This is a genomic window from Sphingomonas sp. KC8, assembly GCF_002151445.1.
In the GTDB taxonomy this organism is placed as follows: domain Bacteria; phylum Pseudomonadota; class Alphaproteobacteria; order Sphingomonadales; family Sphingomonadaceae; genus Sphingomonas_E.
Map to the genome: position 1 here is coordinate 2,245,314 of NZ_CP016306.1, position 20,884 is coordinate 2,266,197.

At 63.6% G+C, this 20,884-nt stretch carries 16 protein-coding genes; 9 read left to right on the plus strand and 7 right to left on the minus strand.

Features of this window, described 5'->3' with window-relative positions; translation table 11 throughout:
- Nucleotides 1-98: 98 nt before the first annotated feature.
- The 3 genes from KC8_RS10675 to rpsU form a co-directional block, all read right to left on the minus strand.
- Nucleotides 99-389 carry a GIY-YIG nuclease family protein gene (locus KC8_RS10675; RefSeq protein ID WP_010126122.1) on the minus strand — a complete coding sequence of 97 codons (291 nt, stop codon included), beginning with the start codon at nt 387-389 and terminating at the stop codon, nt 99-101.
- A gap of 331 nt (nt 390-720) precedes the next feature.
- A complete protein-coding gene (locus tag KC8_RS10680; RefSeq protein WP_010126123.1) occupies nt 721-1,335 on the minus strand; it encodes an FKBP-type peptidyl-prolyl cis-trans isomerase in 615 nt (204 codons plus the stop codon).
- Nucleotides 1,336-1,413: 78 nt separating this feature from the next.
- Complete coding sequence (rpsU, locus tag KC8_RS10685; RefSeq protein WP_010126124.1) at nt 1,414-1,620, minus strand: 30S ribosomal protein S21; 207 nt, start codon at nt 1,618-1,620, stop codon at nt 1,414-1,416.
- A gap of 217 nt (nt 1,621-1,837) precedes the next feature.
- Here rpsU and KC8_RS10690 point away from each other — a divergent pair, with 217 nt between their 5' ends.
- The 7 genes from KC8_RS10690 (at nt 1,838) to KC8_RS10720 (ending at nt 8,716) form a co-directional block, all read left to right on the plus strand.
- Nucleotides 1,838-2,599, plus strand: a complete 762-nt coding sequence (locus KC8_RS10690) for a class II aldolase/adducin family protein (RefSeq protein ID WP_010126125.1) — start codon at nt 1,838-1,840, stop codon at nt 2,597-2,599.
- A gap of 151 nt (nt 2,600-2,750) precedes the next feature.
- Nucleotides 2,751-3,383, plus strand: a complete 633-nt coding sequence (locus tag KC8_RS10695; protein WP_037496398.1) for a DUF4129 domain-containing protein — start codon at nt 2,751-2,753, stop codon at nt 3,381-3,383.
- Nucleotides 3,380-4,585 (plus strand): hypothetical protein, encoded by a 1,206-nt coding sequence (locus KC8_RS10700; protein WP_010126128.1) that lies wholly within the window; start codon nt 3,380-3,382, stop codon nt 4,583-4,585. Before KC8_RS10695 ends, KC8_RS10700 begins: the two co-directional genes overlap by 4 nt.
- Nucleotides 4,575-5,531, plus strand: a complete 957-nt coding sequence (locus KC8_RS10705) for an AAA family ATPase (RefSeq protein ID WP_010126130.1) — start codon at nt 4,575-4,577, stop codon at nt 5,529-5,531. The genes KC8_RS10700 and KC8_RS10705 overlap by 11 nt, the downstream gene beginning before the upstream one ends.
- Complete coding sequence (locus KC8_RS10710) at nt 5,528-6,841, plus strand: DUF58 domain-containing protein (RefSeq protein WP_010126132.1); 1,314 nt, start codon at nt 5,528-5,530, stop codon at nt 6,839-6,841. Before KC8_RS10705 ends, KC8_RS10710 begins: the two co-directional genes overlap by 4 nt.
- Nucleotides 6,838-7,860 (plus strand): stage II sporulation protein M, encoded by a 1,023-nt coding sequence (locus tag KC8_RS10715; RefSeq protein WP_010126134.1) that lies wholly within the window; start codon nt 6,838-6,840, stop codon nt 7,858-7,860. The genes KC8_RS10710 and KC8_RS10715 overlap by 4 nt, the downstream gene beginning before the upstream one ends.
- Nucleotides 7,853-8,716 (plus strand): RDD family protein, encoded by an 864-nt coding sequence (locus tag KC8_RS10720; RefSeq protein ID WP_029624617.1) that lies wholly within the window; start codon nt 7,853-7,855, stop codon nt 8,714-8,716. The genes KC8_RS10715 and KC8_RS10720 overlap by 8 nt, the downstream gene beginning before the upstream one ends.
- A 6-nt stretch (nt 8,717-8,722) precedes the next feature.
- Here the strand turns inward: KC8_RS10720 and KC8_RS20510 are convergent, their stop codons facing one another.
- The 3 genes from KC8_RS20510 to KC8_RS10735 all read right to left on the minus strand — a co-directional run bounded on the left by KC8_RS20510 (nt 8,723) and on the right by KC8_RS10735 (nt 13,062).
- Entirely contained in the window at nt 8,723-9,487 is a 765-nt protein-coding gene (locus tag KC8_RS20510; protein WP_010126138.1) for a hypothetical protein, read from the minus strand.
- A 358-nt stretch (nt 9,488-9,845) separates the two neighbouring features.
- Nucleotides 9,846-10,148 (minus strand): hypothetical protein, encoded by a 303-nt coding sequence (locus KC8_RS10730; RefSeq protein WP_010126139.1) that lies wholly within the window; start codon nt 10,146-10,148, stop codon nt 9,846-9,848.
- A gap of 55 nt (nt 10,149-10,203) precedes the next feature.
- A complete protein-coding gene (locus tag KC8_RS10735) occupies nt 10,204-13,062 on the minus strand; it encodes a M16 family metallopeptidase (RefSeq protein WP_010126140.1) in 2,859 nt (952 codons plus the stop codon).
- A gap of 208 nt (nt 13,063-13,270) precedes the next feature.
- Here KC8_RS10735 and clpB point away from each other — a divergent pair, with 208 nt between their 5' ends.
- Nucleotides 13,271-15,850 (plus strand): ATP-dependent chaperone ClpB, encoded by a 2,580-nt coding sequence (gene clpB / locus KC8_RS10740; RefSeq protein ID WP_010126141.1) that lies wholly within the window; start codon nt 13,271-13,273, stop codon nt 15,848-15,850.
- Nucleotides 15,851-16,013: 163 nt separating this feature from the next.
- On the opposite strand, the gene KC8_RS10745 is transcribed toward clpB, so the two are convergent.
- Nucleotides 16,014-18,365, minus strand: coding sequence for a TonB-dependent receptor (locus KC8_RS10745; protein WP_138956707.1), 2,352 nt, complete (start codon nt 18,363-18,365; stop codon nt 16,014-16,016).
- A gap of 444 nt (nt 18,366-18,809) precedes the next feature.
- Between KC8_RS10745 and KC8_RS10750 the strand changes: the two genes are divergently transcribed.
- Nucleotides 18,810-20,324, plus strand: a complete 1,515-nt coding sequence (locus KC8_RS10750; RefSeq protein ID WP_157663918.1) for an O-antigen ligase family protein — start codon at nt 18,810-18,812, stop codon at nt 20,322-20,324.
- The last annotated feature ends 560 nt before the right edge of the window (nt 20,325-20,884 follow it).

Below are 20,884 nucleotides of genomic sequence, written 5' to 3' on the forward strand. Positions count from 1 at the left end.
CGACCGAAACGCGGGCCGGCCGCAGCGTCAGATTTGTCGGGGGGGGGGCGGAGGCTTCTAAAACACGTCATGCCAGCGAAGGCTGGCATCGCTGGCGGCTAAAGGATGCGTTCAAACAGATCCTGCCAATCGGGATTGGCTTGTTCGATCAACCGGATTTTCCACGCCCGTTGCCAGGCCTTCAAGGCCTTTTCACGGCCAATCGCCTCGAGCATGCTGCTATGCGGCTCGACCAAGACCAGCCGATCGAGACCATATTTCCGACAGAAGGCCGAACCCGCACCTGCGCGATGTTGCATCGTACGCGCGGCCAGATCGGCGGTGACGCCGATATAGAGCACCCCCTTCGGCTTATTCGTCAGGATATAGGTCCAACCGCCTTGGATCATGTCGCTGACGTTACAATAGCCTCGATGCGATGCCAGCCTTCGCTGGCATGACGATGAAGATCATGTCCCCCATGCCGGCGTGTCCTGAAAGTCCGCTCTTCGTCAGAAAACGCGGATAGCGGTCATGGAATTTATCCGCACCGCCTCGATCGTCGACCGGCTACGCCGCACCGCAACCACGCGGAGGCACCAATCATTCAAAGGTCGGAAAATCAGTCCGGCGATAGCTCAGCCGGAACCCGGCACTGATTTCGGCCGGGTGAGGCCCGGGCGGGGGCAATCGCGCCGCCACGGGTGTGGCGCCAGGCCTTCGTGGCTCGCGCCAAATCGCTTACATGCCAGTCGGTGGGGGAACCGCGCCGCCATGGCCATGGGGATCGCCGCCGCCCATCGCGCCCATGCCGGGCATCGCCGGCATCGCGCCGGGCTGGACGGCCAGCAGTTCCAGATCGAACAGCAGCACCGCGTTCGGCGGAATTTCGCCGTTCGGGCCGGCGCCCTGTTCGCCATAGCCCAGTGCCGGCGGGATCCAGAAGCGGTACTTGGCACCCTGCTTCATCAGCTGCACGCCTTCGGTCCAGCCGGGGATCAGGCCGGTCACGGGCAGGGTCGCCGGGCCGCCATGACGTTCCGACGCGTCGAAGGTAGCGCCGGTCTTGGCGAGCTTGCCTTCATAATTGACGACGGTCAGATCGGCTGGCGTCGGCTTGGGGCCGTCGCCTTCTTTCAGCACTTCATATTGCAGGCCCGACGGCAGCGTCACGATGCCTGCCCGCGCGCCATTGGCCGCCAGAAATTCTTCCGGCGTCTGCGCGGCGACGATCGCCGATTGCGTGGTGACGAACGCCACGCCGATACCGATCGCGGTCAGCAGGCCGATGCCGATCCACAATTTCGCGAGCGAGCCCTTTTTGATCGGACGCAACGGAACAGCGGTCACGGACATGGGGCAGGCTCGCTTGTCAGGAAGGACTGGCAATCAAGAAGGCGCCCCCAGCCTGGGGACGCCCCAATAATCAGATGCTTACCGTACGCCGTCGCGCTCGGCGCGCTTGCGTTCCAGCTTGCGGGCGCGGCGGATCGCGGCGGCGCGTTCACGCGCACGCTTTTCCGACGGCTTTTCGTAGTGACGGCGAAGCTTCATCTCGCGATAGACGCCTTCACGCTGCAGCTTCTTCTTGAGCGCCCGCAGCGCCTGGTCGACATTATTGTCGCGAACGATGATTTGCATAACGCCGTCGGTCTCCAGTTTTCCTGCGCCCGCTGGCTGGCCAAAACCACCCGACGGACATGAATAGGGTTCGCCGCGAGCCGCAGGACCCGCTTCGCAAGGCGTGCGCCCTAGCAGTGGGGTTGCGATTCTTCAACCCGAAAAGGCGTTCGCCCCGACACTCGACAGCGATCCATCCGCGCGGCACTATATTGACAGCATTGTAAGGAGACCGGCCATGGCCAGCGCGTCCCCCTGCCCCGCGGGCATAAGCGCGCCCGAATGGGCCGCCCGTCAGCAGCTTGCCGCCTGTTACCGGGTGTTCGACCTGCTCGGCTGGACCGAACTGATCTTCAACCACATCACCCTGCGCGTGCCCGGCGAAGACGGCGCCTTCCTGATCAATCCCTTCGGATTGCATTTCAGCGAGGTCACCGCGTCCAACCTGATCAAGATCGATCTGGCCGGCAACACACTTTGCGAATCGCAATGGGGCGTAAATCTGGCCGGATTCGTCCAGCACGCCGCCTTCCATGCCCATCTGCCCGATGCGCATTGCGTGATGCACACCCACACCACCGCCGGCATGGCCGTCGCAGCCCTCGAAGATGGCCTGTCGATCAGCAATTTCTACGCCGGCCAGCTTGCCGGGCTGGTCGCCTACCATGATTTCGAAGGCATCACCGTGCGCGACGACGAAGCGCCCCGTCTGATCGCCGATCTTGGCCCCCGCCGGCTAATGATCCTGCGCAACCACGGCCTGCTGGCGATGGGATCGACAGTGCCCGAGGCGTTCCTACGCCTCTGGGTGCTGGAACGCGCCTGCCAGATCCAGATGGCGTCCGCACCCATGGGGGCTTTGCGCGAAATCCCCGCCGATGTGCTGGCCGTCCACCAGCGCGATCAGGGCAAGCTCGTCCGCCCCGGCGCGTTCGGCGAGGCCGAATTCAACGCCCTCGTCCGGCAGGTCGACCGGCGGGACAAAGGCTGGCGGGACTGATCCCGCGAACAACGCGGCGCCCCGCCTCGCCTCGTCATCCCCACGCAGGCGGGGATGACGAACTTGTGAGACCCCAGGTTCCGATTGGTCCGCTTGTTTGGCCCACCGCTTCCGCTAAGGTCCTCAACCTATAGGACTTGGGGACCGGAGCTTGGCGGCAGCGGGCAATGCGGCAGGGGGCATGGACGCGGGCGATTTCGCCGCCGCGCATGATCGCTTGCGCGCCGATACCGCGATCCAGTTCGATATGCCGCTGGCCCCGCCACCCGCACCGCCGCCGCAATGGCTGATCAGCCTACTGAAGGCGGTTGGCCCCTATATCGAATATATCGCCTGGGGCCTGCTGATCCTCGCCGCGCTGGCCTTGCTCTATGTGGTCGCCCGCCACGTCATCGCCCACGGCCTGCCCTTTGGCCGCACCCCCAAAACAACCACCCCCGACGCCGCACCCGAATGGCGGCCCGAAGCCGGCCCTGCGCGCCAGTTGCTGGCCGAAGCCGACGCGCTCGCCGCCGCCGGCCATTATGCCGAGGCGGTCCACCTCCTCCTCCACCGCAGCATCGAGGAAATCGAGCGCCGCCGCCCGCACCTCGTCCGCCCGGCTTTCACCAGCCGCGATATCGCCGCCGCCGATGGCCTGCCCGGCGAAACCCGCCGCGTCTTTTCACGGATTGCCGCGATCGTCGAAGCCAGCCTGTTCGGCGGCCGCGCGGTCGATGCCGCCGGCTGGCAGGCCGCGCGCACCGCTTATGAAGATTTCGCTTTGCCACAGGTGTGGCGATGAGCGCGGATACCGCCACCTCCCCCTTTTCCGCGCGGACGATGCTGTGGGCGGTCGCCGCCGGCATCCTCGCCTTCGCCGCGCTTCTGCTGCTCGGCGCTTATGCCCCCGATCTGCGCAGCGGCCGCAATGGCGGGGCGCACGCGCTATCCACTTCGGCCGTGGGCTTTCGTGGCCTGGCCAACCTGATCGACGATCTGCCATGGGATGTCTGGGCCAATCTGATCCGTGACGAAGATGGCCTGACTGACGTCCCCCTGCTTATCCTCACCCCCGAAGCCCACACCAATCCCGACGAGATCGCAAAGCGGCTGGCCGCGCGCGGCGATTCGCCAACCCTGATCGTGCTGCCCAAATGGCAGACCGTGGCGCTGCCCAAAAAGACCGGCTGGGTGCAGCAGGCCGGCACGCTTCCCGCTTTTGCGGTCGAACGGCTGCTGCGCCAGGTGCCCAATCTCAAACTGTCGCGCAGCGCCGGCGGGCAGTTGCGCAGCATCCATGATCTGCCAGCCGACGCCGCCACCGGCGCGCCGGCGCAGTTGCAGACGATATCCGGCCGCAACTTGCGCGGCCTGCTTGTCGATGGCGAAGGGCGGATCGTGCTGGCCGAGGTCGCTGGCCGCCAGCTTTACATATTGGCGGATCCCGATCTGCTCAACAATCAGGGCCTGCGCAGCGCAGAAACCGCCCGCGCCGCGATCGTGATGCTCGACTGGCTCAACTCCACCGGCGCGGAGACGATCGATTTCGATCTTACCCTTAATGGCTTTGGTGCCAGCCCCAGCCTCTTGAAACTCGCGTTCGAGCCGCCCTTCCTGGCGCTCACGCTGTGCATCCTCGCCGCTGCGATCCTTGCCGGCATTCAGGCGATCGCCCGTTTCGGCCCGGCCGAACGCGAAACCCGCGAAATCGCGCTCGGCCAACGCGTGCTGATCGATAACAGCGCGGCCCTGCTGAAGCTCGCCAAACGCCAGCACCGCACCGGTGGGCGTTATGCAGCCCTCACCCGCGATGCCGTCGCCAGCGCCACTGGCGCGCCGCTGCATGGCGGGGATGCCGCCCTCGATGCCTATCTCGATCGGCTGGCCGAACCCAAATTCTCGCACCTTGCCCAGGCCGCGCGCGACGCCGCCAATCCGGGTGCGCTGCTCGCCGCCGCACAGGCGCTCTATCGCTGGAGAAGGGACGTGATCCGTGAAGGTTGAGGATGTGAAGGCGCTGGCGGACAGGATCCGTGGCGAAATCGGCAAGGCCGTCGTCGGGCAGGAAGAGACGGTCGAACTGATGCTCGTCGCCTTGTTCGCGTCGGGCCACATCCTGCTCGAAGGGCCGCCGGGCACCGCCAAGACCTTCCTCGCCCAATGTTTCGCCCGCGCGATCGGGCTGGATTTCGGGCGCATCCAGTTCACGCCCGATCTGATGCCCGGCGATATCCTCGGCGCGAACCTGTTCAATTTCCAGACGAGCAGCTTCACCCTCACGCGCGGGCCGATCTTCACCGATCTGCTGCTGGCCGACGAAATCAACCGCACCCCGCCCAAGACGCAGGCCGCCTTGCTGGAAGCGATGCAGGAACGCACCGTCACCATCGACGGCGAAACCCTGCCGCTGGGCGCGCGCTTCATGGTCGTGGCCACGCAAAACCCGATCGAACAGCAGGGCGTCTATCCTCTGCCCGAAGCCCAGCTCGATCGGTTCCTGTTCAAACAGACGGTGGATTATCCGGCCGAAGCCGAAGAACGCCGCATCATCGCCACCCATGGCGCGCGGTTCGGCGCGCCACGCCCCGATGATTGGGGCGTCACCGCCTGCGCCGACGCCGCCACGATCGACACCGCGATCGCCGCCGTCGCCGAAGTCCGGCTGGTGGATGAGGTGATCGATTATATCGTCGCGCTCATCCGCGCGACGCGCGACGTCGCCGATCTCGAAAATGGCGCGTCGCCACGTGCCGGGGCCATGCTGGCGGCGGCGGCCCGCGCCCGCGCCGCGCTCGACGGGCGCGATTTCGTGATCCCCGATGATGTAAAGGCGCTGGCGTCCGCTGTGCTGCGCCACCGCGTCATCCTGTCGCCCGCCGCCGAAATCGATGGCCGGCAGGTGGAGGCCGTCGTCGCCGACATCATCGAACGGATCGAGGCGCCGCGTTGATCTATCCCACCGGCCGCGCGGTCTTGCTGGCGGCGGCGGGGGCGCCCGCAGCGCTGGTGATCGGCGTCCTCTTGCCGGGCTTCTGGTATATCGGCCTTGGCTGGCCTGTGTTCGTCTTCGCGCTCACCGCGATTGATGCGGTGACGGGCGCATGGCCGCGCGAACCGCAGGCCGGCCTCGCCATCGCCAACACCGCTTTTGTCGGCGCGGACATATCCGCCACCGTGCGGCTGTCCTTCCCGCGTGCAGCGCCCCGCGCGGTCGACGCGATCGTCGAACTGTCGCCGCTGATCGACGCACCGGCCGGGCCGCGCGCCACCATCATCCTCGCCGGCCAGGCCGGGGCCGCCGCCATTCCGCTGGTCGCCGCACGGCGCGGGGTGGCGCGGATCACCGGCCTGTGGCTGCGCTGGACCGGGCCGATGGGGTTGGCATGGAAACAGCGGCGCGATCCGCTCGACACGCGGGTCATCGTCACCCCCGATGTGCGGCCGGTGCGCGAACGCGGCGCACATCTGTTCCTGCGCAGCGCGATGCACGGGTTGATCGCCCAGTTGGATCGCGGCGACGGGGCCGAATTTGAATCGCTCGCCGATTTTCAGGCCGGCATGGATCGCCGCGCGATCGACTGGAAACAGTCCGCCCGCCATTCCCGGCTGCTCGCCAAGGAATATCGCACCGAACGCAACAACAATATCGTCTTCGCGCTCGATGCCGGGCGCACCATGTGCGAACCACTGGGTGGCGTGCCGCGCATGGATCGCGCCGTGTCTGCGGCGTTGCTCTCGGCCTATGTCGCGCTCAAGCTGGGCGATCGGGTCAGCCTGTTCGGGTTCGATTCAAAGCCCCGCATCGCCAGTGGTGCGGTATCCGGCGCGCGCGCCTTCGGCCTGCTCCAGCGGTTAGCCGCCGAACTCGATTATTCGGAAGAGGAGACGAATTACACGCTCGCGCTCACCACCTTGGGCGGCAAGCTCAACCGTCGCTCGTTGATCGTCATCTTCACCGAATTTTCCGATCCCACCAGCGCCGAACTGATGCTGCGCGCGGCCTCCCGGCTGCTCGATCGCCATCTCGTCCTGTTCGTCGTCCTCGACGATCAGGAATTGACCGATATTGCCGCTGCCGCACCGGACACCGCCGATGATGTATCGCGCGCCGTCACCGCCGCCGAATTGCTGCGCGAACGCCGCATCGTCACCACGCGGCTGCGCCATGCCGGTTTCCATGTGCTGGAATCGCCGCACAACCGGGTCGGGCTGAAACTGGTGGCTTATTATATCGATCTCAAGCGGCGGAACCTGTTGTGAACGCGCGTCTGCCCGTCAGCGCAGGCGATCCCGTCGCCACCGCCCGCCGTTTCCGCGACGCGCATGAAGGCGATTGGCGGCGGTTGGAACATCTGCTCGCCATCGCGGAACAGCGCTCGCTCAAGGCCCTCGACGATGATGAACTCATGGCCCTGCCCGTCCTCTACCGTCAGGCGCTTTCGTCGCTGTCGGTCGCGCGCGAAACCTCGCTCGATCGCGCACTCGTCGAATATCTCGAAAGCCTGTGCGCGCGGGCCTATTTCTTCCTCTATGGCGTACGCACGTCGGCGGGCACGCGGCTGGCGCAGTTCTTCCTCCACGATTGGCCGGCCGCGATCCGCGCGCTGTGGCCCGAAACGATCGCCGCCCTGCTGCTCACGCTTGCCGGGATGGTCGCGGCCTATGTGCTGGTCGCCCATGATTCGACCTGGTTCTATTCGATCATCCCCGCCGATCTCGCCAGCGGGCGCGATCCCACTGCGTCGGCCGCGCAACTGCGCGACACGCTCTATGGCGGCGGCGGGCAGGATGGGCTGAGCATCTTCGCCACCTTCCTGTTCACCCATAATGCGCAGGTCGCGATCCTCGCCTTCGCGCTCGGTTTTGCCTTCGGCGTGCCATCGGCGCTGCTGCTGGTTTACAATGGCTGCATGATGGGCGCGTTCTTCGCTTTGTTCGTGCCGCACGGGCTGGGCGTGGCCCTGGGCGGGTGGCTGGCGATCCACGGGACCACCGAAATGCTCGCCATCATCCTGTCGGGCGCGGCGGGCCTGCGCATCGGCCGGGCGATCGCCTTTCCCGGCCAACGATCGCGGCTGCGCGCGGCATCCGATGCGGGCAAGGGATCCGCCACCGCGATGGCCGGGGTCGTCGTCATGCTGATGGTCGCCGGCCTGCTCGAAGGGATCGGCCGCCAGCGGATCGATGCGGATGCGATCCGCTACATGATCGGTGGCGCGATGCTGTTGCTGTGGCTCGCTTATTTCTACGCCCCCCGCAAGGCCGGCCGGCATGGCTGAGTACCGCGATCCCGCCATGCGCCGCCGCTTCGTCACGCCCGAAGGGGTGGATCTGGGCCTGACGCTGGCCACCGCCGGCGATCGCGCGGCGGCCTTCATGGTCGATGCCGCGATCATCATTGGGTCGCTCGTCCTGTTCACCATCGGGCTGGCGATCGTCGGCGCATGGTTTGGCGGGGCAACCGGCCGGTTCGCGATCATCATCTGGCTCTTGGGCTTCTTCGTCGCCCGCAACGGTTATTTCATCCTGTTCGAAATGGGTGCGCGCGCCGCCACCCCCGGCAAGCGCCGCGCTGGCTTGCGCGTCGTCGCGCGCAATGGCGGGCGGCTGACCGGCGATGCGGTGATCGCGCGCAACCTGATGCGCGAAATCGAGGTGTTCCTCCCCCTTTCCTTCCTCGGCTATCAGGCGGGCGAAGGGCTGGCGGACACCGCGACCACCCTATTCGGCTTGTGCTGGAGCGGGCTGTTCCTGTTCTTCCCCTTGCTCAACAAGGATCGGCTGCGGATCGGCGATCTGCTTGCTGGCACCTGGGTGGTACGCGCGCCGAAAACCGAACTCACCCTCGATCTGATCGGCCAGGGCGCCGCCCGGCGCGGGCCGCACTATATCTTCACCGACGCCCAGCTCGATGCCTATGGCGTACTCGAACTGCAGACCCTGGAAGATGTGATCCGCCAGAGCGACTGGACAACGATGCAGCAGGTGGCCGAAACGATCCGCACCAAGATCGGCTGGACGGGGCCGGCCGGCGACGTGGATTTCCTGCAGGCTTATTATCAGGCGCTGCGCCTCAGGCTGGAACGCGGGCTGTTGTTCGGCCGCCGCCGCATGGACAAGCATGACCGGCGATGAACAGGATCAGCCCCCGCGCCGCATCTCATAATCGATCCTGATCCGCACCCATTCGCCGATCATCGGCTGCCCGCGTATCTGCGGCGGCCGGACGCGAAATTGCCAGGCCGCCGCCAGCACCGCGCGGGCAATCTGCGATCCTTGCGGATATTCGCCCACCGCCACGCAATCCTCGACCCGGAAATTCGGCACGGTGCGGCACGCGATCAACCCCCATCCCGGCCCGCTCGCGGTCGACAGATAGCCGCTCAATTCGCTGTCATACGGCTCCCGGTACCAGGATGCGGCATATAGCGGCTCGCCATTCGGGCCGCTGCCATCCACGCGCGGCGTATCCCCGGACGGGCGGATATCGGGCGGCCCCATCACCGGCCGTTTCGCCGCCGGGCGCTGTGGCAGGGTGGAAATGTCGGCCGCCGCCATCTGATCGCTGGGAAGCGGGATCACCGGCGGCGGCAGCGGCAGCGGAGGAGTTGCTGCCGGCACCGGCGGCTGCGGCACGGGGCGTTCCTCGGGCTGCGCGGCCGGGGCGCTTGGCTCAGGCGGTGCCGGCGCTGGCTCCTCTTGGGCCTCTTCCGACACCGCATCGAGGCTGACCGTGGTCATCTTCACCTCTTTGGGCGGCGAAAATGGCGGCGCGAGCGACAGCAGCGCGAGCAACAGCACCCCTTCGATCAGCAGCGCCAGGCACAACGCCACCGCGCGCCGGCCAAACCGGGTGCGAAGCCGTTCAATCAGGGAATCGGCAGAAGCGCGGACGGATTGGGACAACGAACCTCGACCTCGACAGGTGCTGTGTGGTCAGAATGTCCCGCCGCACATGGGCCGCGCGATACGGCGCTATTGCGTCGAAAACATGTCGTATGCGGGCAGGCGTTCGCCGGCCACGGCCGGCGGAGCGCGATGCATACCCCTTACCCCCAGCCGTCATGCTGAACTTGTTTCAGCATCCATCTCTCCACGGGCACCGGCCGCACTTGCCCCACGATGGCCCCTGAAGCCTCAGGCGGGCGACAGCCGAAACGAGTTCAGGGTGACGAAGGGGGTATGGCCACGACTGGGCAGGTGGTGGTGACGGCGAGTGTGGGCACCGCCGCAGCGCAGTACCCCCCACCCCCGTCCCTTGTCCTCAGCCCTTGCGGGTGCCCGTCATCGGCGCGATGCCGAACGCACCCAGCTTGATCGTGCCGGTCAGCGTGTCGCCGTCCACCGAAGCGGTGGCGTCCATCACCATCGCCATCGGTACCTTCAGTTCCATCTTCCAGGCCAGATTATTGCCGTCGACCGTACCGTCCACCACGTCGAGCGTGCCCATCGGCCCGGCATTGCTGCCGGTGAAAGTGCCGCCATTGCTGACGACGGTGAATACCGATTTCTGTTCGCCCATCGGCGTCTTGGTCACGCAATCCCACTGTCCGTCGACATTCGCCATGATCGTTCCTCTCTCCAGAATTGTCCCGCAGGCATGAAGCCGGTTGACGCTAACGTCAAGAACCCGGCTTCATCTCCTCGATCGGCAGGTTGATGCCCTGGCTTTTCAGTTTTTCCAGTTGCGGCCGCACCTTGGCGGCATCGCCCACCACCACCCAGATCAGATCATCGGGGCGGATCGCGGCGCGGGCGGCCTTGTCCATGTCCGCGGCGGTGATCGCGCGATAGCGATCGGCCAGCCTCGTATAATAATCGTCCGGCCGGCCAAACGTGTCGATCGTCATCAGCCCGCCCAGCAGATCGCCGCTGGTTTCGAACGATCCCGGCAGCGACCGGATCTGGTTGTTGATCGTCCGCTCGCGTTCCTCCGCATCCACGCCCTTGGTGGTGAGGAAGGCTTTGACGTCGCCGATCGCAGCGGCAATCGAATCGCCGGTGCGGTCGGTCTGCACCGGCGCGATCAGGTAAAATGGCATGGTATCGCGCACCAGGCTCGCCGTGGTGAACGCGCCATAGGCCCAGCCCTTGTCCTCGCGCAGGTCCATGTTCAGCCGCGACAGGAAACTGCCGCCCACCACTTCATTCGCGGTGGTGAAGGTGACGGGATCGTCGGTGCCTTTGAACGGCAGCAACTGGCCGGCCATGATGAAGGATTGCGGGCTTTGCGGCCGATCGATCAGCACGATCCGTGGCGGACGCGCCATCCGGTCCATCCGGAACAGCTTGGCGCCCTTGGGGCTTGCCGGCGCCTTCCACTGGCCGAACCGCGCTTCCAGCAGCGGCGTGATTTCGGCCAGCGTCACATCGCCGGCAACGAAGATCTTGCCATTGTCCGGCCGCAGCCAGGCCTGATGGAACGCGAACAGATCGTCGCGGGTGACGGATTTCACCCCCGCTTCGGTGCCGCTGCCGGACAAAGGCACGCCATAAGGATGCAGCTTGCCGTACAGCAGTTCGGGGATCACGCGGCGCGCGATGCCGCGTGGCTGGGTGTTTTCCGCCGCGATCGACGTCACGAGTTGCGCGCGCAGGCGTTCCACCTCGGCCGGCTCGAACGCCGGGTTTTTCAGCACATCGGCCAGCAGATCCAGCGACGGAGCCAGATTGGCCTTCAGCGCGAACAGGCTGACACTCGTCCGGTCCATGCTCGCGCTCGAACCGATGCTCGCGCCCAGACGCTCCTGTTCCTCGGCGATCTGGATCGAATTGCGCGTCTTGGTCCCTTCGTCCAGCAGCGAAAGCGTCAGCGCCTGCGTGCCCAGCTTCGCCTTGGGATCGGCGGCATTGCCCGCGTCGAACGCGACGGCGATCCGCACCGTCGGCACTGTCGTGCGCCGCGCCAGCGTCACCTGCATGCCGTTGGACAGGGTCGTCCGTTCGATCGCCGGGAATTCCAGGTCGCCGATCGGCTGCACGTCGGGGAATTTGCTGCGGTCGACGGTGGCCTGCGATGCCGCCGGGGCCGCAGCACCGCCTTCGCTCTTGGGATCGAGATAATAACGCGGTGCCGAACGGATGCCGCCGGCGATCGCGATATCCGCTTCGCTGCGTTCGCCCGGTTCGATCGTCAGGCGATAAGCCGGGCGGCTCAGCCATTTGCGCGTCGCGGCCGCCACCTTTTCCGGCGTTGCCGCCGCAAATTCGGCCAGATCCTTCTTATATTTGGCCGGATCGCCCGAATAAACCTCGCCTTCGGCCAGCGCGACTGCCTTGCCGGCGAACCCGCCCACCGATTCCAGCCCGCCGATGCGGCCGGCCACTTCGCGGGTGGCGGCGCGCTTCACCTCGTCGGCGGTCGGGCCATTCTTGATGAAATCGGCGATCAGCGCATCCAGCCGCGCCGCGACGATCTTGGGGTCGATCCCCGGCTTCACGTTCGCCGAAATCTCGACGATCGACATCTTCTCGAATTCCTGCACGCTGGCAGAAACCGCGACCGCGATCTTCTCCTTGCGCACCAGCGCATTATCCAGCCGCGACGACGAAAGCCCGCCAAGCACGGACATCGCCACATCCAGGTTCACCGTGTCCGGGTCGTTCAGGCCGGGCACCGCCCAGCTACGCATGATCCGGGTGGTGGCAACGCGGTCCTTCATCACCTGATCGACGGGGGCGGGCAACGTCGGGATCGTCACCGCCGGTCGCGCCGTTTCCGGCCCGCGCGGGATCGCGCCGAACCATTTTTCCACCAGCGGCTTGGCGGTCTTCGCGTCGATATCGCCGGCCAGCACCAGCACTGCATTGTTCGGGCCATAATGCGACCGGAACCAGTTTTTTACATCGTCCAGGCTGGCCGCTGAAAGATCGGCCATCGAACCGATCGTCGAATGGCGATACGGGTGCCCTTCGGGGAACAAGGCCTGCAACTGGGCATATTCGACCAACCCGTACGGCTCGTTGTCGCCCTGCCGCTTTTCGTTCTGGACGACGCCGATCTGGTTATCCAGCTTGGTCTTGTCGATCGCGCCCAGCAAATGGCCCATGCGATCCGATTCCAGGAACAGCGCGGTTTCCAGCGCGCCGGTCGGCACCGTTTCGAAATAATTGGTGCGGTCGAACCAGGTGGTGCCGTTCAGGTCGGTCGCGCCCACCTGTTCCAGCGGCTTGAAGAAATCCATGTTCGCATTTTCGGACCCGTTGAACATCAGATGTTCGAACAGATGGGCAAAGCCGGTCTTGCCCTTGGGCTCGTCCTTCGATCCGATATGATACCAGACGGACACCGCCACGATCGGCGCCTTGCGGTCTTCATGCACGATCACGCGCAGGCCGTTCGCCAGGGTGAATTGCTCGTATGGAATATCCACCGCTTTCACCAGTTCGCTCACCGGCGCAGGTGCGGCGGCGTGAAGGGCGATGGGGGATGTGGCAGACAAAAGGATCGCGGCGACGGAGCCGGAAACGAAGCGCAGCATATGCGGCCTTCCGAAAAGATGCGGCCGGACGGCCGAAAGGGCGTATCCTAGCGGCTCTGTATCGGCAGGCAACATCCGCACTTCGACGAATGGCTTATACCGTTCGACGGGTATAAAATCCGCCCTCGACGGACAGGTGCGATTTTTGGGCCGCACCTCTTGTGTTGCATAATAGTCACACCATATCGGGCCGGGAAAGGGAGGATCCATGAACCTCGAAAAATTCACCGATCGCGCCAAGGGTTTCCTGCAATCGGCGCAAACCGTGGCGATCCGGCTCAATCATCAGCAGATCGCGCCCGAACATGTGCTGAAAGCCCTGCTTGAAGACGAACAGGGCATGGCGGCCGGCCTGATCCGTGCGGCCGGCGGCGCGCCCGAAGTGGCTTTGCGCGAAACCGATGCGGCGCTCGCCCGCATCCCGGCCGTGTCCGGCGGCGGCGCGCAGACGACGCCCGGTCTCAACAACGATGCCGTGCGCCTGCTCGATCAGGCCGAACAGATCGCCACCAAGGCCGGTGACAGTTTTGTCACGGTCGAACGGCTGCTGCTCGCGCTCACGCTCAATTCCAACAATCCAACAGGCAAGGCGCTTAGCTTAGCCGGAATCACCGCAGACGGCCTCAACACAGCGATCAACCAACTCCGCAAAGGCCGCTCCGCCGACACCGCCGGCGCCGAAGATCGGTATGATGCGCTCAAGAAGTTCGCCCGCGACCTCACTGAAGCAGCGCGCGATGGCAAGCTCGATCCGGTCATCGGCCGCGACGAGGAAATCCGCCGCACCATCCAGATTCTGGCGCGGCGCACCAAGAATAATCCCGTGCTGATCGGCGAACCCGGCGTCGGCAAGACCGCGATCGCCGAAGGCCTGGCCCTGCGCATCGCCAATGGCGACGTGCCCGATACGCTCAAGGATCGCACCCTGATGGCGCTCGACATGGGCAGCCTGATCGCCGGCGCCAAATATCGCGGCGAATTCGAAGAACGGCTGAAAGGCGTGCTCGACGAAGTAAAGGGCGCCGAAGGCCAGATCATCCTGTTCGTCGATGAAATGCACACGCTGATCGGCGCGGGGAAATCCGAAGGCGCGATGGATGCGTCGAACCTTTTGAAACCCGCGCTTGCCCGCGGCGAACTCCACTGCATCGGCGCGACCACGCTTGACGAATATCGCAAGCATGTCGAAAAGGATCCCGCGCTCCAGCGGCGGTTCCAGCCGGTGTTCGTCGGCGAACCCACGGTCGAAGACACGATCTCGATCCTGCGCGGGCTGAAGGAGAAATACGAACTCCACCACGGCGTGCGCATCACCGATGGCGCGCTGGTGTCCGCCGCCACTTTGTCGCACCGTTACATCACCGATCGTTTCCTGCCCGACAAGGCGATCGACCTGATGGACGAGGCCGCGTCGCGCCTGCGCATGGAGGTCGAATCCAAGCCCGAGGAAATCGAAAATCTCGATCGCCGCATCATCCAGCTCAAGATCGAGCGCGAGGCGCTGAAGAAGGAGAGTGATCAGGCCTCCCGCGATCGCCTCGACGCGCTCGAACATGATCTGGCGCAGCTCGAACAGCAGTCGATCGAACTCACCACCCGCTGGAAGGCCGAAAAGGACAAGATCCACGCCGAAGCCAAGATCAAGGAACAGCTCGACGCTGCCCGCGTCGAACTCGATCAGGCGCAGCGCAGCGGCAATCTCGGTCGCGCCGGCGAACTATCCTATGGCGTGATCCCGGGCCTCGAAAAGCAGTTGGCCGATGCGCAGGCGGTGTCGCAGGGCGCGATGCTGCGCGAAGAGGTGACGACCGATGATATCGCGTCGATCGTCAGCCGCTGGACCGGCATCCCCGTCGACAAGATGCTGGAGGGCGAACGCGAAAAACTGCTCGCGATGGAAGAGATGCTCGGCAAACGGGTGATCGGCCAGAAGGATGCCGTGTCCGCGGTCGCGCGCGCCGTCCGCCGCAGCCGCGCGGGTCTGCAGGATCCCAACCGGCCGCTTGGGTCATTCCTGTTCCTCGGCCCAACGGGCGTCGGCAAGACCGAACTGACCAAGGCCCTTGCCGGCTTCCTGTTCGACGACGACGCGGCAATGGTGCGCATCGACATGAGCGAGTTCATGGAAAAGCACTCCGTCGCCCGCCTGATTGGCGCCCCTCCGGGCTATGTCGGCTATGAGGAAGGCGGCGTGCTCACCGAAGCCGTCCGCCGCCGCCCCTATCAGGTGGTGCTGTTCGACGAGGTCGAGAAGGCGCACAGCGACGTGTTCAACGTCCTGCTTCAGGTGCTCGACGACGGGCGCCTGACCGATGGGCAGGGCCGCACGGTCGACTTTTCGAACACCTTGATCATCCTGACATCGAACCTCGGCAGCCAGTTCCTGTCGAACATGCCCGATGGCGCGGACGTGGAATCGGTCGAACCGCAGGTGATGGAGGTCGTCCGCGCCCACTTCCGGCCGGAATTCCTCAACCGGCTGGACGAAATCATCCTGTTCCACCGGCTGGCGCAGGATCATATGGGGCCGATCGTCGATATCCAGGTCGGGCGCGTCCAGAAGCTGCTCAAGGACCGCAAGATCACCCTGTCGCTCACCGATGCCGCCCGCGCGTGGCTTGGCCGGGTCGGCTATGATCCGGTCTATGGCGCACGGCCGCTGAAGCGCGCGGTGCAGAAATATCTGCAGGATCCGCTCGCCGATGCGATCCTCAAGGGCGATGTGCGCGATGGCGCGCAAGTCACGATCGACGAGGGCGATGGCGCACTGGCGCTGATCACGACGTAAGCTTGCGGGCGGGGCGACAGGCTCCGCCCGCATCGCCGACAAAAAGAAGGGGGCGGGGAATGATCCCCCGCCCCCTTCTTTTTGGCTCCCCCCCAAGCGACATTGCATCGCCGGAGGTTTGCCCGTCCGGCCGTTTCCGACCGGACGGGTATTTTCATCTAGCTTAGAAGTTGAAGCCGAATTCGACGCCGTACGTCGCCGGCTGGCCGTAGGAACGAGCCTGACCATAATAGCCGTCGAGGATCGAACCCGAACCGATGACGAAGCCCGGATAGCGCTTGTCGAGGATGTTCTTGCCCCACAGCGCGATCGTGATCTGGCGATCATCACCGCGATCGAGCGTGTAGGTCAGGCGACCATCGAGCAGACCATAGCTGTCGTTGATCGGGAACTGGCGACCACCCGGAACCGACGGACCGTTGCCGGCAGTCGTGTTGATCTTGTCCTTCCACGTATAGTCTACGTGCAACGCAAGCGAGCCATCACCCATCGTCAGGATGTTCCAGTCGCCCGACAAGCGCACGCTGTGCTTCGGCGTGAACGGCAGGACGAAGTAACCCGAGATGTTGTCGCCCACCGCAACCGGCGAGCCGGCATTGACGGCCGGATCGAAGATCGAGCCCGCAGGTGCACGCACCTTGCTGATCTTATATTCGGTGTAGGTGTAGCTGGCAGCCAAGGTCAGCCCTTCAACCGGGATAACTGTCAGATCGGCTTCGACGCCCTTCACATTGGCGCGACCGACGTTGAACGTATCGGTCAGCGAAGGATCGGCAGTATCGGCGGAAATGTCGAGCTGAAGATCCTTGTAGCGCGCCAGGAACGCATCGACGTTCAGGCGGACGCGACGATCGAACAGATCGCTCTTCACGCCGACTTCATAGCTGGTGACGGTTTCCGGGTTGAAGGTGCGCGTGAAGGTCGGCGATGCTTCGTTCGAACCGCCTGCCTTGTAGCCGGTCACGGCCTTGGCATAGATCGAAATATCGCGGGTCGCCTTGTAGTTCACGATCAACGACGGGTTGAACTTGCTGTTCTTCACGTGCGTGCTGCCGACCTGCGACAGAACCGGGACAATCGTTCCGTTGCCGAGGAAGCGGCGATTCACCAGCGGCGAAACGTCCGCCACCGTGTCACCAATGAAAAGTTGCGTTTCGTAAGTGCGATCCGCATCGCGCTTGTCCTTGGTGTAACGCCCGCCGACCGTAATCTCGAGATTGTCGTCGAGGATCGCCGGAGTCCAGGTTGCCTGACCGAAAGCGGCCATCGACCGCGACTTCGCCGTCGTGAAGCGGTCCTTCATGAACAACTGGCCGGCGGTGCCGGTGCCAGCATCGACAATCAACTGGTGGTTGGCCTTCTCGTGGAAATAATAGAGGCCGGCGACATATTTCACGCGGTCGCCAATCTCGCCGATCGCCTGGAATTCCTGCGTGTAGGTCTTCGACTTGATATAATCGGTCGTGAAGAACGGCGCGCCGAAAGCCTCGACATAATCCTGGTTGGCGCTGTAGTTGATGTGACGATAGGCCGACAGCGACTTCAGCGTCAGGCCGTCATTGACTTCCCATTCGGCGACCAGCGACTGTCCGTCGGACTTGACGCGGCTATAGGGCAGATAGACCGGCCGATAGGCAACTTCCGGATCCGACGTGTAACCGAGGGCTGGCGTGCCGTCCGTCACATAACGCACCGGAGTCGTACGAGCGTTGCTGTAATCACCCGAATAATCGACGGTGACGTTGTCGGCCGGTTCCCAGCGCACGGCGCCGCGCACGGCGTACTTGCGATCGCTCTGGAAATCATTGGCGTCGGGCGTGTTGCCGGTGTCGGCGGCATTGCCCGCCCAACCGTCGCGGTTGCTGTACAGGCCGGTCAGCTTGACCTTGAAGTCCCCGAACTGCGGCAGGTTGACGTTCGCCAGCGCACGCTGGTGGTTGAAGTTGCCCAGCGTCAGCAGGCCATCGACGCCGAATTCGCCGGTCGGCTTCTTGCTGATGATGTTGACGGCGCCACCGGTGGTGTTGCGGCCGTACAGCGTGCCCTGCGGGCCGCGCAGCACTTCGACGCGCTCGACGTCGGCGAGGTCGAAGGCCGATGCCTGCGGGCGCGACTGATAGATGCCGTCGACATAGAGGCCGACGCCGCCATCCTTGGTGATGATGCCGGGATCGCCGATGCCCTGGCCGCGCATGTACAGAATCAGCGTGGTCGACGAGTTCGGGTACGGTGCGAAATACAGGCTCGGGGTCGCCTGGACGACGCCGGTGATGTCGGTGATGCCCGACGACTGCAGCGCGTTGCTGGTCAGCGCGGTGATCGCGATCGGCGTGGTCTGCAGGTTTTCAGCGCGGCGCTGCGCGGTGACGACGATGTCCTCAAGGCCGCCGGTGGCAGCCGCTTCGGCAGCGGCGGGTTCGCTCTGCGCGAAGGCGGCCGACGCGGAAAGCGCGGCGAACGAAACGGTGGCGTAAGCAAGGCCCTGCGCAAACACGCGCATCGTAAATTTCGACATGGACATCCTCATCGTGGAACTCGACCGACGTGAAACATCGCCGGTTTGCGTGCGGAATATAAAATTCGATGCAGTTTGCAACGCAAATGCGTACGATCTCTTATGTTTTTCGACGCAAGTGTAAAAATGTCACGGTCCCACCTCTTCCTGACCGACGTTCGAAAACTCGGCGGGCCGGCATGGATCGACCATGGTCTCGCCCACGCGTTCGCGCTGTCCGCCGCCTGACCGGCACACCCGCGCAGTCACGCCGGGCGGGCCTGCCCGACATGCGTTCGGCTTGCGTCGCATCACCCGTTCGAACATGGCTGTTGGCAGCCACCAACAGCCATGAATCTATGGCCACATTGTTCGAGATAGATATTTCTTAGGCCATTAGAGGCCATGGTCATCAGACCTGTGAGTCGCGCGTCCCGGCACGACGCGCCAAGGAGCGAGACTGACGTGTTATATGACCTGATCAAAATGGCCTACGTCAGCGCTGCCTGCCTTGCGGGCGTTGCGCTCCTTTATATCGCCGTCGACAAAAAGCTGCGCCCCGATGTGATGGCCATGGGATTGGCTGCCCTTGCGGTTTTATCAGCCATATTCCTGTCGCCGAACATCTATGTGCTGTTCGCGCTTATGTTTTTGATATGCCCGTTTTTTTGCCGGAAGAGCGAGCATATTGCCGGGGTGCTGATCATGAGCACCCTCTTAACGCCCGAAATACAAACCGATTTGTACATAGGCGGCACGCGCCTGATAACGTTCAGCGCCGCCGATGCCCTGGGGCTTGGCGCGGCGCTGGCGCTTTTCATGCAAGGCAAGAAAGCAAAGGGAGTGGCGTCATCCGATCTCCTGATTTTTGCCATGGTGCTGTTGCTGATCTTCTTTGAAGCAAGGGGAACATCCGCCACCAACCTCGCCCGCGTAACATCCCAGGTTTGTCTGGACATCCTGATTCCGTGCTGGGTCGTGATGAGATCCCTGAAATCAGAGAACCACATGAAAATCTTCATGCTGATCCTGATCGGGGCAGGCTGCATCCTGTCGTCGATTCTGATCATGGAATCGATAACCGGATGGCCGATCTTCCGCGAAGCTCTGGCGCGGTATGGGCTTTCCCCCTCATGGGAACATGCCAAATGGCGCTACGGCTTCCTCCGGGCAGCCGGCCCCTTTTCTGAATCGACGTCCATGGCCGTCGCGCTTGTGTTTCCGTTCCTGGCGGCCTGGCAATTCAAAAGCATACTCCCGAACGCCATGCGCTACCTGGTGATCGGCCTTCTCTTTGTCGGCGTCAGCGCCTGCCAATCCCGCAACGCCCATCTGGGCCTAATAATCGGTATCGTCGCCGCGATGGCCTATCGGAAATTCCACAAGCCTTCAGCCCGGGCAAGCCTCTTCGCATCCGCATTCTTGCTGGTGACGTTGCCGGCCGGAATCCTCCTGATGCCCCCGCAAGGCCAAGCTGCGGAAAGCGAAACCGATTCAACAGTATCCTACCGGGCGCAGCTACTTAAAAGAGGAACCGAAGAGATCCGGAAAAACCCACTCACCGGAACCGACATCGAGACGGTTACAGCCAGAATGGAAGATATGAGGCAGGGCGAACACATCATAGATTTCGTCAATAGCTACCTGTATGTCACACTCTTGTCTGGAATTATCGGCCTATTTATCTTCATATGTATAATATTATACGCACCTATAAAAACATCCATTGCAATTAAACATGCCTCGAATAAATTTAAATTCGAAAATTACACGTTTCTTTATTCTGCATCCATATGCATAATCCCCATGCTTCTTTTTACCTTCTTCGGAGAAAGGATCATGCTGATGATGCTGATCGTCATCGGCATGGTGGATTATGTGTCCAAACTTCTTGAATCGCGCGTAAAACGAGATCGTTCGCGCCGGAACTTCAGCATAAGCGACCATAACGGCCCACTCACAATCAAGCGCCAACCTTGATTGTGAGTGCCCGCAAGCCGGATGGCAGCATCCCTGCGATGCAGAAATCACCTATATCGATACGATAACGCGATTTCCCCGGGGGCGACCAGATCCAGATCCAGAGCCGATCTGACGCAGCGCTGCCGCCAAATATATCCAGGTCGCCACGCACACCGGAGCGCCGGCTTTCATCGCCTGATACATAGGCTGTTTGACCGGGGAATCGCTCCCCCGCCTCCTGGCGCTTTGCAGGTGGCCCGCTTCCGCGCGTCGAGGCGCCGGAGCCATAGTTCGAATCGATCGGTATCGGCAGGCGACGCTTGCGCAAAGATCGCACCCCAACCGCAAAACGTAGATCGATTGCACCCACCATCGCGAAAATCGTAGCGATATAGAACTAACATACGGAATTTCATGACGAAATTTGGAAAGAAATACTACGAGACCGCGGTGTAGGGTGATCGTGGATCGGCGGTGTGTGATCCGGACGAAAGCATGAACGGGGCATGAGACCCAGAATGTCCGGTAAAACAAAGACAACGCAGCACGCGCGTATGGTCCGGACCGGTTGCAGGCAT